We start from the raw sequence: 14095 nt of genomic DNA, 5'->3' as shown, positions 1-14095 counted from the left end.
GAAATCAACACTTTAGAAGCCCGTTATTTTAACAATAGCGGGCTTTTTGTGTTTAAACTACAGTTACTATTTTTGATCGATTGAGATCTGACTTAATTATTATTTAAACAATGAAATCAGTTATCAGAATTAATTATTACTATCTTAAATAATTAAATAGCTTTGGTTTACTAATTAATTACACTAATACACTTGATAAGCAGTAAATTTTTTTTCTACCCCCTCTTATTGATATTAACTTGCTTCACTGGTCAGCTTTCTGGGCAGGTAAATGATTTGCCTAAGTATCGTTTCGAGATAGTAGAGAATATTCCAACCCAACGTGCGGTAGCCACTATTTCTCAGGATGATCAGGGCTTTATTTGGATGGGGACTAATGGCCTAGGACTTTTTAAGTATAATGGAAAGGATTACCAATCTTACCAATTTACAGAATCTGATAGCATGAGCCTTAGTAATTCTCTTATTCATGTTACTTATGTGGACAGTAAAAACAGGCTTTGGGTTGGTACCGAGAAGGGTATTGACTTATACAACAGGGAACAAGATAATTTCCTTCATTTAAATTTATCACGTAACCCCAAAAGTTCCGGAATCTCAGTTCAGGCGATTATTGAAAATAAGCAAGGTGATATTTTAGTGGGAACTCATGAGCATGGATTGTTTAAAATAGATAATAGCTTACTGAAGGTTTCTCAAATTAAAGTAAATGATGTACCTGAAATAAGAAATTTCCTGATAAATTCTATAGTGGTATTTGATAGTAGAGTCCTGATTGGTACAATTGATGGGTTATATGAATGGAAAGATGAGCTAAGTGTAATAACTCCATTGGAATTTATTACCACAAATGGTAAAGAGAGGATAAATGCTCCCATAAAAACCATGAAAGTTGATAGCAAAGGTACAATATGGATTGGTAGCACGAGGGATGGCCTTTATAAAGTGGATGGTAACGAAAATGGGAGATATGAAATTGAACATTTCCCGCTTACCTCCAAGAGAATTTTGTCATTATTGGAAACACCACGCAAAACTATTTTATGTGGAACTGAAAATGATGGTTTATTTGAAATAGACAGGGAGGGGAAAATTATTCATCATTATCTGAATAGTAAATTCGAGATAAATGGCGTCAAATCAAATTCAATATGGTCTTTGTTTCTGGATAATAAGGATCGTATTTGGATTGGTTATTACAATAATGGTGTAGGTATTTATGACAAATTGTATGATCGGTTTGGAGACATTGAAAGCAAGGTCAATGATCCTAATTCGTTACAGGCCAGTTCAGTAACAGGCATACTGGAAGATGAAAATGGCAGGTTATGGATAGGTATGGATGGTGGGGGAATAGATGTGGTTGATTTTGATAAAAAGGATTTTATTCATTTACTGAACACCAACAATACTGTTGCCAAAGGCTTGGCATCTCCTGATGTGCAAACTCTTTTTAAAGACAGTAAAGGGAATATATGGGTAGGTACCTGGGATGATGGCATATATTTTCTGAAAAGGGGAAGCAAATCTTTTATCAACTATTCCATAGAAACCACAAAAGGCGAAATGATGTCCAACAGGATATTGAGTTTTTCAGAAGACTCAAATGGTATAATTTGGATGGGAACATTTTCAAGAGGAATTCATTCATTTAATCCCGATACCAGGAAATTTGCAGTGTATGATCAGGGTTCTTTCTTAAATGAAAGAATTAGCTACAGCGATGTAAGAAGGGTATATGTGGACAGTGAGGATAATGTTTGGATTGGTAGTAATGAGGGCTTATTCAAATTAAGGATTAATTCAGGCAGTTATACGCTGACATCGCTTTCTTCCAGGTTTTACAGCAACCAGGATAATCCCTACCCAAGCCTAATATTGGATATCTATGAAGACTCCTTTAAAAATATCTGGATAGGTACCGATGGTGCAGGCTTATGTAAATATGACATGAAAACTGATTCTTTTCAATGGGTAGGTTCAGAAACAGGCTTTAATAAAGTGACTGTTTCCACCATAATTGAAGATGATCAGAAATCTATTTGGGTAGGCGGAAATAATGGCTTATCGCGAATAGATAGAGAAGATAGTGTAATCAAAAATTTTACGGTGAATGATGGGCTCTTGAGTAATGATTTTAACAATAATGCGGCTTATAAAAGCAAAAGAGGATTGCTTTTCTTCGGAACCTATGGTGGAATTAACTATTTTAATCCCAGAACATTGCCTGTAAATTTGAGTACTCCCAAAGTGTATTTAACTGATTTGCGAATATTTAATAAACCTGTTAAACCGGGTGACCCGGGGTCACCATTAAATAAGGTTATTTCTCACACAGATCAAATAACCTTGAACCACAATCAGTCAGTGTTTACCTTAGATTATGCATCAATTGATTTTACAAGGCCTGAGAATATCCATTTTGCTTATTATTTAGAGGGGTTTGAAACACAATGGAATTATGTTAAAAGTGCAAGAAATGCTACTTATACTAACCTGCCGGCAGGAACATACACTTTCAAAGTAAAAGCAGCGAATAGTGATGGGGTGTGGAATGACCAACCTACTGAGCTAATCATTAAAATTTTACCTCCCTGGTGGCTAACTCACACAGCTATTGCTTTATACTTCCTTTCACTTTTAATCATCTTTTATTTTGTTACTCAATTTATAAATGCACGCCTAAGAGCTAAAAGGGCTATAGAACAGGAAAGAATGAGGCATCTTCAGGAAGAAGCCTTAAATAATAAGAAGATTCAGTTCTTTACTAACATTTCCCATGAATTTAGAACTCCGCTCACACTCATTTTGAGTCCTCTTAATGATATCTTGAGAGAAACTTCTGCCGTTCCTGAATTTTTCAAGGGAAAAATAAAAACCATACACAGAAATACCATGCGTTTGAACAGGTTGATAGATGAACTAATGGATTTCAGGAAATTGCAGTTCAATACTATCCCTTTAAATATTGAATCCTTTAATTTGAAGGATCTTCTTTCAGAAATAGTCGATCATTTTAAAGAGGAGGCTTACCATAGGAATATTGAACTGAATTTTATCATATCAGACCAGATTAAAACTATTTGGGCCGACAAAGGTAAATTAGAGAAAATTGTATTTAATCTACTTTCTAATGCCTTTAAAAGCACAGCTAATAGTGGAAAAATTAGTCTGCACGCAAGTATCAGACCCAATCACATTTTTAAGCTAATAGAGGAAGGAGCTACACTTTCTGCTTTGGAGATAAGCATAGAAGATACAGGTAAGGGAATTGCTCAGGAGGAAATAGGGAAAATATTTGATCGCTTTTACCAAATAAAAGACAGGAATGAGCAGTACTACAGTGGCACCGGAATTGGCTTGGAGGTGGTAAGAAGTTTTGTGGAATTGCATAAAGGAGATATTGAGGTAGAAAGCCGGGTAGGAGTAGGGTCAAAATTCAGGATCCTCATTCCATATGAAAAAGAACAATATGACTTAGCCGGTGTAGTTTCTACTATAGAGCCTCATACTATTCTTTTTAATGAGAAAGTGCCTGAAGTATCCGGAAAGGGAGAAGTTAAAGAACACAAGCGTACTTTGTTAATAATCGAGGATAACCTGGAGTTAAGAAATTACCTTATTGAGGAGTTGAGGTCAGATTACAAAGTGCTCAATGCAGAAGAGGGGCAGGAGGGTTTAAAAAAGGCTAAGAAGTATATGCCTGATGTCATAATAACAGATGTAATTATGCCAAATATGAACGGATATGAATTTTGCAATCAATTGAAAGGCGATCTGAATACAAGCCATATCCCTGTATTAATGCTTACCGCTAAAGCAATGCCTGAAGATTGGGTAGAAGGACTTGAAGCTGGTGCGGATGTGTATTTGAACAAGCCTTTCGATATGAACATAATGAAATCCCATTTAAAGCAGTTGATAATCAACAGGGAGAAGTTATTTACGAAATTTATGGCAGGGGTTTCAAAACCTGAAAATGATCATGCTACCTCTTCGCTGGATCAACAATTTATTCTTAATATCATTAAATACATTAAAGAAAATATCAGGGAGACAAATTTAAATGTAGAGAAACTGGCGGACGATTTTAGCCTAAGCAGAAGCCAGCTTTACAGAAAAATAAAAGTGCTAACGGGACTTTCCGCTAATGAACTGATCAGAAAAATTCGTTTGGAGAGAGCTAAAGAACTTCTTCAGGAAAATGCTAATATATCTATTAGTGAAATCAGCTACCTGGTGGGCTTTTCTTCACCCTCTTATTTTTCCAAAAGCTTTAAAGATTATTTCGGCATTTTACCTAATGAGGTAAAAACTAAGTAAAAAAAAATACCGGAACAGAAATTCCGGTATTTTAAAAATCTTAAAGAGTGTTACAATATTAGTTTTGTAATTCTCCTGTAAAATCTTCACTCACATCTCGGCCAGCTAAGCCGTCAGCCACTCCTTTATAAGCATGTTTTCTCTCGTAATCAGCATCAAAAACATTTGGAGATTCATCAGGCAACCAAAATTCATGTTCTTCCGGGCTGTCTGAAACATTCCAAAGCGTAATTCCATACTGCTGTGCTACAGGAATATGTTGCTTATATGCATCTATTACAAATTTATACATTTCAGCCTGCTCTGCTAATTGCTCATTAGTGGGTGAAGCAGTACCAAGCCTTATATCAAATTCGGATATTTTTATCAATTTGCCACTGGCGGCTAATTTCTGAAACATCTGCACTATATTGTCCCGATCGGTGCCAAGGGAAATATGCATTTGCGTACCAATTCCATCTACAGTAGCCCCTTTGCTTTCAATGTATTCTACATAATCAATCAGTCCATCACATTTAGCAAGGCTTGACTCCAGGTTGAAATCATTGATGAACAAAACGTCATCGGGATTTCCATACTGCCTGGCAAGATTAAAAGCTGTAACAGCAAAATCAGGTCCAAGGTATTTTACCCAGTAGAAATCATCATTGGCTAATTCATTTACATTTCCATCGCGCAAGGTACCACCTTCTCTCATGGGCTCATTTACCACATCCCAGGCTTTTACATCATCTTTATAGCGAGTCACCATTTGGGTAATCCAATACTCAAAGGCTTCTCCTATAAGTGCTGCTTTTTCTTCATCTGTTTTTTCAATAATAACAGGATCAGTTCCTGTAGCTATCTCTCCTGTAGTAAGCACTACATCATCTATGTAAAAGGTAGTGGCTATTTCACCAAAATCGAAAATAAATCTATTTCTATCAGCGGCAGTTGGGGTGAAACTTCCAGTTACTTGCGTCCAGTTAGTTGTAACTGCTAGTCCTCCTGAGTAATCCCCAGAAAAATCCGAACTCTGTAACTGAATTTGAATAGTAGCTGAAATATCAGCTTTTACATAAAATGAGAAGCTATGTTCTACACCTTCTTCAAGAGGTTCAGCAAATTCAAATACTTGCTGTGCCTCATAGGATTGTGCATCAGTAGGGTTCGTTAAAACCATTGCATAACCTGTATTTGGATAGCCTTCACCTTCAGCAGAAATGGTACGGGTAGACTCATTTCCGTATCCAAACCATGGATCCAAAGTACCACCTTCAAAATCACCATTAGTTATCAAATTAACAACTTGTGGTTCTGCATCTAAATCAACCACACTTATATTATTTACATCAATATAATACGTTACATTAGGAAGATAACCTAAATCAAAAAGAAACTGGAAAGTAGTTGCTCCGTCTACAATATCATCAACAGTGAATTTTACCTGTTGGTATTGAGAATTGGTTACAAAAAATTCAGTTGCTTCACCGGTTTCATACCAATCTTTATAAGGGTATTGATTGGTAACATTATTATCAAAAGAAATTCTTCCCTGGCCTGTTATATCAGATTTGATGTAGAACGATATTTCATAAGTATGCCCGCTTACCACAGGAATATTGGGGGAGGCTAACTGCAAATTAAAAGGTTGGGAAGAATTATCGCTGGAAATAAGCTGAATAGCCTGAGTACCGGTACCTAAACCTTCATTCTCCACAATGGTGATTCCCTGTCCTGCATTAAGTCTGCCCCATCCTGTAAATGAGCCATCTTTCAAGCCTGATAAATCCACTGAATTAGAACCGCTTGATCCCGGTATAATTGTCGGAGCGATTAGGGAATTTAAATAATTGGCATTTTGATTAGCATGCCATGCCAACGTATGGCCATAAACAGTTATACCAGCCTCTCTTGTTTGTGTCATGAAGGCATCTACAGGGGCAAAATTTATTTCACCCTGGGCATTTACCATGGCGCCATGTTTCATCGCATAGCCCACAGTAACATCATCAAAGTTTTCATTTACAATGTTTCTGTAAACCTCATTGGTCATGTACCGGTCCATGATGATGCCTGCGCCCAATACAAAATCAGTATAATTTTTTAAGGGCTCATATCTGCTGATTTTTTCCTGTAATTCCAGCGGTAATTCAGCAGTAGTTATTTTTTGATCTTCATCAAGTTCTTCCCATTCCATTATTTGGTCATCGCATGCTGAAAATATAGCTACTATAAATGCTAATGTGGGTATTATTTTTAACTTAAAATTTTTCATTGCTATAAAATTTAATTTTCTAAATCTTCTTCAGGAAAATCTGTGATTGTGGGAACTTCTAAAGACACAATTCTCCAATTATCTGTGTATACATCTACAGAAGTTTCAAAAGCGGGGAATATAACTTCGCTGCTTCCTCTGGTTACATTACCAAGGTTTACATCTGTATTATTAAAGAAGATGCCAAAATTCGCGTAATCGGCTGTTTCTCTTAAGGTTAAAACATCTTCGAAAGTAAATTCTTCATCATCGTCTTCAAACAGATAGAAATCTGTAAAAGGAACTGTTACTGTTATCCAACCATCGGTTTCAAAAGGTTCTCTTTCTCCATCTACAATCCAGGGCACATAATTATAAGTCCCACCGGTCCATTCACCTCCATTGAAGTTATTGATGAGCAAAATCTGTAAATAACCACTTTCCCATTCATTAGGCACATATATGTCAAATTGAAATGCCAATTCTTCCAAGGCGGTAGAAGCAGGGAAGAAGTCGGTAAATTGTGTACGCCAGTTTTCTTCTCCGGTGGTAAATACTTCCGATAAACGGTTGGACCCCGCAGGGAAAGCGGCTATATCAGCAGTGCGGTGAGGAACATAAGTACCCTGAGATACATTTCCTTCTCCTATCACGGCTGATTCCAGCTGGTCTGAGGTGATTGTATTTCCAAACTGTGCCATTTCTCCCATTCCATCAAAGTTGAGGATAACACCTTGTTTGAAATTGAAATAAGCAGGAGAAGCGGCATCTCCGTTGGCAGTTTCTATTAAAATAGACCCCCCGGTTTCGGCCACGCCTTCCGGCATGGTTACAGTAAAAAACTCACCATCTTCTTCATCAAAGGTTATGCCTTCGGTAACTTCTACCTCTCCCGGGAAAATTACTTTTGTCACCTCAATCAATCCGCTGCCATACACAGTGATAAGCTCTCCGGGATTAGGCATTGTATGTGAAATACTGGAAATTGAGGGAGCTGATGACCTTATTTCAAAGTCAATGGTAGTTTCATAACTATCATTGGCCAAAGTAATTTTGTTTCTTACATCATCAGATGCTTCAATAGTAGGCGTATCAGGAGATACTCTTATGAGAAAAGAGTTATCAGATAAATAAGCAGGATTAAAACCTGTCTGATAACCATTAATAAACACTCTTTTTAACCCTCTAAATCCTGATCCTTCAATTCTAATTAGTTGTCCCAGGCGAACAAAAGTAACTTCTCTGTCCTCTACCTCTGAATTCACATCCTGCAAGTATATCGCATTAACAGTAATGGGCGCTCCTTCGAAGTCATCTTCGGAACAGGCAAATAAAGCCAAAGTAATGAAGACAATCCCTAGTATGGACTTCACGCTCCAATAATTCTTATATAAAATATTATCCTTCATCTTAATTTTTATTTTAAATCGTAATAGCTATTATTCAAATAGATCAGTTATTCGCTCTTCGGTAAACTCATAAGGTACCGGGTCTTCTCTTAGTAAGGGGTTTTGAACTACTTCCGATTCCGGGTAAGGTAGTATAAATATACTGGCATCGATTGATCCAATTGCCCGACTCTCAGGGTCTCTTGTTTCATCTATTGATACTGAATTAGTTTCAGCATCATAGGTAAAAGGAATGATGTTATCTCTGCTCTGGCCATCAATAAAGTTCAAAACCTCTTGCTGTTCGTAATAGGCTCTTCTTACTAAATCGTACCAGAACTGGCCTTCCATGCATAACTCAATACGTCTTTCCTGAAAAATGTCATCGAACGTAAGACTGCTTAGAGCTCCCAGGTCTGCTCTTTCCCTCAGCTCATTAACATACATAAGCGCCATTCCGTCACTGGTGCTTTCATTATTGCCTAATGTTGCTTCTGCATAATTTAAATACACTTCAGCCAGCCGCATCATGTAAGTATTTAAAGCTGAATTTTGTCTGGAAATAGCCGGGTTGTCTCTGGTGGAACCTACCACACCTTTTTTAACATTTACATAGGTGTTTTCGTGTTCTACTAAATAACCACCATTGGCCTGGTTAATTTCAGGATAGAAATCCCCATCTGCCATCCAGGTTTCTCTTCTCCTTAAATCATTTGGTTCGTACTGAAGTAAAACTTCATAAGAGGCCCTTGTAAAAAATCCGTAAGCAGCATCATCTCCGGTAATTTCAGAGCCTAGAGCAAAAAATGCCTGATGAGGGTTATTTACACCATATTCCCCATTAGGTACCCACTGTAAAGCAAAAATGGATTCCTCATTATTGTTATTTTCTATTCTATAAAGGTCTCCGTAATCATCCAATAGCATATAAGGACCTTCATTAATCACTTTTTCCGCAGCCATTTTAGCCATTCCAAGCAATGTTTCATCTCTAGTGCCGCTATTTGGGTTGTCGCTCAGCCCTGAATAGGATAAATAGAACCTGGAGAGCATCGCAAAGGCACTGTATTTATTTACCCTTCCTGATTGACCAGATACTTCAGGGAGATATTTGGCAGCATATTCCATATCTCTGATAGCAAATTCATACACATCAGTTCTCGGGCTCTTATTTACTATTGGGTTTGCTAAAATTTCTGCCTGACTGGTAGTGATAATAGCATCACCCCAAAGTGAAGCTAAATACCAATAGGCAGTACCTCGCATAAAGCGTGCTTCCGCTATATATGGATTTTTTGTTTCTTCATTTACAGGGCTTTCTTCTATGGCGGAAATCACATTGTTGGATTGCTGTATCACTATATAAAAAGATCTCCAGGCTTCTACCAGTGGGCCTGTTAACCCTGTTTCCGTTAAATCACTAAATGGGAAAACATAATCTGAAAAAGGAGCATACAGGTTGTTTGAACGGCCATCCCCCAGGCCAAAGTAAAATTTATCATTAAAGGAAAACCAGACCCTGTTATAAAGAGGTGCTGTAGCAGCCTGAAAATCTGCCTCAGATTGAAAGAAATTTTCCTTAACAACCTGATCTTTAGGGGCTAGTTCCAGTGCGTCTTCACAACTAAAAGCTGTGAAAATTAAAATCACTAGTAGAAATTTATTTAATTTATTATAAGTAGTCATGTTGTTGAGATTTAGAAATTTACATTTAAACCAAGCGTTACTATCCTTGGGGTTGGATATCTTCCATTATCCAGTCCGGTCAAAAGTGCATTCTGATTGATGGCGCCTACTTCCGGATCATAGCCGGAGTATTTGGTAAATATGTATGCGTTCTGGATATTGGCATATACTTTTACACCCAGCATGCCATATCTTTCTATTAAATTTCTTGGCAGATTATAGCCAAAAGATATGTTTTGAACCCGAAGAAAAGATCCATCTTCCAGAAACCTGTTACTAAACCTAAAATTAGAAGCAGACGATTGGTTAGATGCTGCAATACGTGGCATATAAGGATCTCCTCCTATAATCTGAACATTGCGGTAGTCATTAGGTCCATCCGGGTTAATTAATCCCAACTCGGCATAACCTAAAGCGGTTTTAAGCAAATTGGAGTTGGCCCTGGGGTTTTCCAGGAATCGTCTTTGATAATTTATTAGTTCGTTTCCAAATGATCCGGATAGCTGAATGTTTAAATCAAACGATTTGTAGGTGAAGGTATTTCCAATACCGAAGGTAAAGTCAGGCAGTGGATTTCCAATAAACGTACGATCTTGTTCGTCAATGACGCCATCATTATTTACATCATCAAAAATATAATCTCCGATCCAAACATCATTAACGCCAATGGAGGATCCTTCCGGCAGCGCTCTTGGTACTACTGCTCCCTCAGCATTTCTATAATAAAAGTCAGTAGCATTTTCAAAACGTCCGATAACTTTGTAACCATAAAATTGAGCAATCGGCCTTCCTGCTTCGGTTCTTGTAACTATGGTTATATCTGACCCCTCTTGAAGAGTTTCATCCAGTATACCTGTTTCTGTGGCTAATGATAGAACTTCATTTCTGTTAAGCGTAAAAACAAGGTTTGACTTCCAACTAAAATCATCATTATCAATGTTGTAAGTATTCAAGGTTAACTCAATACCTTTGTTTTCCAGTGAGCCTATATTAACAAATGGTGCTGTGGCTGCTCCTACACCTACAGTTCCTGAATAATCAGGGAATGGTGCGAGTAGTAATAAATCATCAGTTCTTTTGTAGTAAGCATCTGCGATAAACTCTAAGCGATTATTAAACATGTTTAGGTCTACCCCGATATTGGATGAATAAGTTGTTTCCCACTTTAAATCAGGGTTTCCGGTATTTGATGCCAGCAACCCGGGACCAAAAGGAGTGGGGGAGGCAGAATATATAGAGGTAAACTGATAAGGTTCAATTCCTTCATTACCCACTGCACCATAGCCGATACGAAGCTTTAGGTTATTGATATACCTGTTTTCCTTCAAAAAACTTTCATTAGAGATTCTCCAGGCAAGAGCAGCTGATGGAAACCAGCCCCATCTATTTTCTTTAGAAAATTTTGAAGAGCCATCATACCTCAGGGTTGCAGTTAAGAGGTATTTATCATCATAAGAGTATTGAGCCCTTGTGAAATAGGAGGATATAGCATTTCTCCTGGTTAAATTATTAGCTATTGCAGTTTGAGCATCTCCGGCATTTAAATCTGTGGCTCCATTGCTTAAGTAGCCTGATCTTGAGCCAAATAAAGTTTCGAAATTTGAATCCTGAAATTCCTGTCCTAATATGGCATTTATACTGTGAGATCCGAGAGTCTTATCAAAAGTTAATACATTTCTGAAGTTATAATAATTACTATAGTTCTTAGTTCGCGTTCCTAAAGTTGTTTCCCGGAAAGCCAATTCACTGAAAAAGTAAGCAGGTAAGAATGAGTATCCATTGAATAACCCATAATCAATTGAGTATTCTGATCTTAGTTTAAGTCCTTCAAAAAATGTAAGTTCTGCATAGGTATTAGCCCTGATACCTGTATTTTCACTGTAGTTTTCGTTAATTGAAGCTAAACCTACAGGGTTACTTGGTGCAAATTCATCATTGTCCGGACCGGCAAAAGAACCATCTACATTGTATATCGCCACATTGGGAGTTTGCCTTAACGCTGTTTGAATAAGCCCCTGATCGGAAAATGTAGTAGTTTGATTTGTATTATTAAATGCAAATGTTATTCCTACCTTTAAAAAATCAGTGGCCCTGGTATCGAAAACTCCTCTTAAGTTCACCCTGTCAAACCCTGATCCAAGTGCAATACCTTCCTGGTTTAAATAACCTATATTCATTAAGTAGGTACTGTTTTCATTTCCACCCGAAACAGTTAAGTTATGGCTTTGCATGATGGCTCTCTGAAACATTGCATCTTGCCAATCAGTCCCTTCTCCCAATAAGTCAGCGCGAATGAATTCAGGATCCTGCTGAACGATTCCTCCGATTGCTGCCCTGGTATTTTTGTGAATAGCATATTCTTGCAGATTTAAAAGTTCCAATTGTTTAGGCAGCTCCTGGAAACCTGCGTAGCTATTTAAGCTGATGGAGGTTTTTCCCGCCCTTCCTCTTTTAGTAGTAATTAAAATTACACCATTGGCAGCTCTTGAGCCATAAATAGCCGTGGCTGAAGCATCCTTTAAGATATCAATGGATTCAATATCTGCCGGGTTTATAGAGGCGAAAGCATTTTGGCCTGATAATCCGGTGTTTCCATCTACAATTACTCCATCAATTACAAATATGGGTTCGTTAGAGCCTGTAATAGAGCTAATACCTCTAATCCTGATAGAGGAACTGGCGCCAGGTGCACCGCTATTTTGTTGTATCTGAACACCTGCAGCACGCCCTTGCAACACCTGATCTACCGTGGTAGGTACGGATTCTTCAATGGACTTATTGGAGATTGAGGCAACTGCTCCCGTTACATCGGTTCGCTTCATAGATCCATAGCCAATAACCACTACTTCATTTAAAGAAGAGATGTCCTCTTCTAGTTGCACATTTATTTTGGTTTGGTTATTTACCGCTATTTCCTGCGTTTTGTAACCTACAAAACTAAAAACAAGAATTCCGTCCTTTGGCACATTTCCAATTGAAAAATTGCCCTCCAAATCTGAGACCGCTCCATTTGTAGTGCCTTTTAAAACAATGGTAGCTCCGGGAATAGGGCCGGATTCATCTGATACAACTCCTGTAACAGTTGTTTGCGCTAACGCTGTTAATGTGAGAAAAGTCATAAGAAAGGAGAGCTTTGCAGCCCGAATCTTTGACCTGAATTTGATGAGTAACTTTTTTTTCATTTCTATTATCGTTTAGATTTTTTTAATACACCCTGATGAATTGAAGAGAAGGTTCTTTGTTATCGCTGCAAGAAAGCAGTGCGATTAATTAAAAATTTCGCAATCGATTGCTAAACAAAATTCAGCTACTATTCATCGGTAAGTATCAGGGCAAATATATCCGAAGCACAATCAAAGGAGTATCAGATTTGATGCAATTATGCATCAATTTTGAAGCATAAGGGTCTAAATAGAAGAATAGGAGGGTTTAGAATTTAGTGAACTAAAATGTATTAATAGTGAATTGCCGTAATAAATGTTAGCGTTTTCCCTCTGATATACATTAGAAAGATGGTAAAAATTTCAATCGTTTTATCGCGGATATTTGATATTTCCTTTGCTCAATAGCTACTCCATAAAAATTTTTTATCTAAGTAGATTTTATCCAACCATTTAAATATATGATGTGTCTTTAGGGAGGTTTTAATGATATCAAAGAAATCAATTCTTCAAACTTATAATTAACCTTTTAACAATTATGAAAAAAACAACTTTTGTAATCTTCCAAAGATTATGCTCCAAGCTTTTAGTAAGCATTTTCACTATTTTTTCCCTGGCTTTTTTGGCATCCTGCATTAATGATGACGAAGTAACTCCACCCAGTCAGGATCCTGTTTCTTATATGTCACTTTACCATCTTTCTCCAAATGCTTCTCCATTGAACATATTGGTTAATAATGGGCGTATCAATAGCAGGCCTTTTGAGTATGAAGACTACTCAGGTTATGTGAGAATGTATGCTAAAGAGAATAATTTTAAGTTTACTCCAACAAATGCATCGAATACTGTAGCTGATACCACTGTAAAAATGGCTCAGGATAGCTTGTACTCTTTATTTATTATAGCTGATACTAACAAAGTTGAAACCTTAATAACTTTAGATAAGATAAAATTCGATGATACAGAGAATTCTTTAATCAGGCTTATTCATGCTTCTCCTGACACACCGGAAGTAAAGGTGGTGTTCACAAAAGGAAATATTGCGACTCAAAATTTAGCCTATCGTTCTATCACCAATTTTCAGGAAGTTGGTAATGGGAACTACTCTTTTGAAGTACAGGATGCTGAATCAGAAGAAGTATTGGCTACAGTTTCCAATGTGGATTTTCTATCACAAAGAGTTTACACCATTGTGGTGAAAGGCTATAGTGAGCCACCAACAGGTAACAATAATAACTTAAAGGTTGAAGTAATGCCAAGTTCTTAATAACTGGTATTTAATGTTAAAAGAAAAAGGCCTG

Annotated in this window: 6 protein-coding genes; 2 read left to right on the top strand and 4 right to left on the bottom strand. The window is 37.3% G+C overall.

Translation table 11 applies throughout. The annotated features are described in order from the left end of the window. Nucleotides 1-228 precede the first annotated feature (228 nt). Complete coding sequence (locus IEV85_RS01810) at nucleotides 229-4323, top strand: two-component regulator propeller domain-containing protein (protein ID WP_188460089.1); 4095 nt, start codon at nucleotides 229-231, stop codon at nucleotides 4321-4323. 58 nt (nucleotides 4324-4381) lie between these two features. Here the strand turns inward: IEV85_RS01810 and IEV85_RS01805 are convergent, their stop codons facing one another. Genes IEV85_RS01805 through IEV85_RS01790 form a run of 4 tightly spaced genes read right to left on the bottom strand, consistent with a single transcriptional unit; the run spans nucleotide 4382 to nucleotide 12815 of the window. Continuing rightward, a complete protein-coding gene (locus tag IEV85_RS01805; protein ID WP_188460088.1) occupies nucleotides 4382-6580 on the bottom strand; it encodes an endo-1,4-beta-xylanase in 2199 nt (732 codons plus the stop codon). A gap of 11 nt (nucleotides 6581-6591) precedes the next feature. Continuing rightward, nucleotides 6592-7968: a glycan-binding surface protein gene (locus IEV85_RS01800; protein ID WP_188460087.1), complete on the bottom strand. Its 1377-nt coding sequence runs from the start codon at nucleotides 7966-7968 to the stop codon at nucleotides 6592-6594. A 30-nt stretch (nucleotides 7969-7998) separates the two neighbouring features. After that, on the bottom strand, nucleotides 7999-9633 hold the full coding sequence (locus IEV85_RS01795) for a RagB/SusD family nutrient uptake outer membrane protein (RefSeq protein WP_188460086.1): 1635 nt from the start codon (nucleotides 9631-9633) through the stop codon (nucleotides 7999-8001). Between the two features lie 11 nt (nucleotides 9634-9644). Then, the gene (locus tag IEV85_RS01790; RefSeq protein ID WP_188460085.1) at nucleotides 9645-12815 is read right to left on the bottom strand and encodes a SusC/RagA family TonB-linked outer membrane protein; all 3171 of its coding nucleotides are present in this window, start codon (nucleotides 12813-12815) and stop codon (nucleotides 9645-9647) included. A gap of 517 nt (nucleotides 12816-13332) precedes the next feature. Here IEV85_RS01790 and IEV85_RS01785 point away from each other — a divergent pair. Further along, nucleotides 13333-14061 carry a DUF4397 domain-containing protein gene (locus tag IEV85_RS01785; RefSeq protein ID WP_188460084.1) on the top strand — a complete coding sequence of 243 codons (729 nt, stop codon included), beginning with the start codon at nucleotides 13333-13335 and terminating at the stop codon, nucleotides 14059-14061. Nucleotides 14062-14095 lie beyond the last annotated feature (34 nt).

This window comes from Marivirga lumbricoides (assembly GCF_014636295.1).
Taxonomy (GTDB): Bacteria; Bacteroidota; Bacteroidia; order Cytophagales; family Cyclobacteriaceae; genus Marivirga; species Marivirga lumbricoides.
The sequence above is the reverse complement of the archived record's forward strand: the minus strand, read 5'-3'. Positions and strand labels throughout refer to the sequence as shown.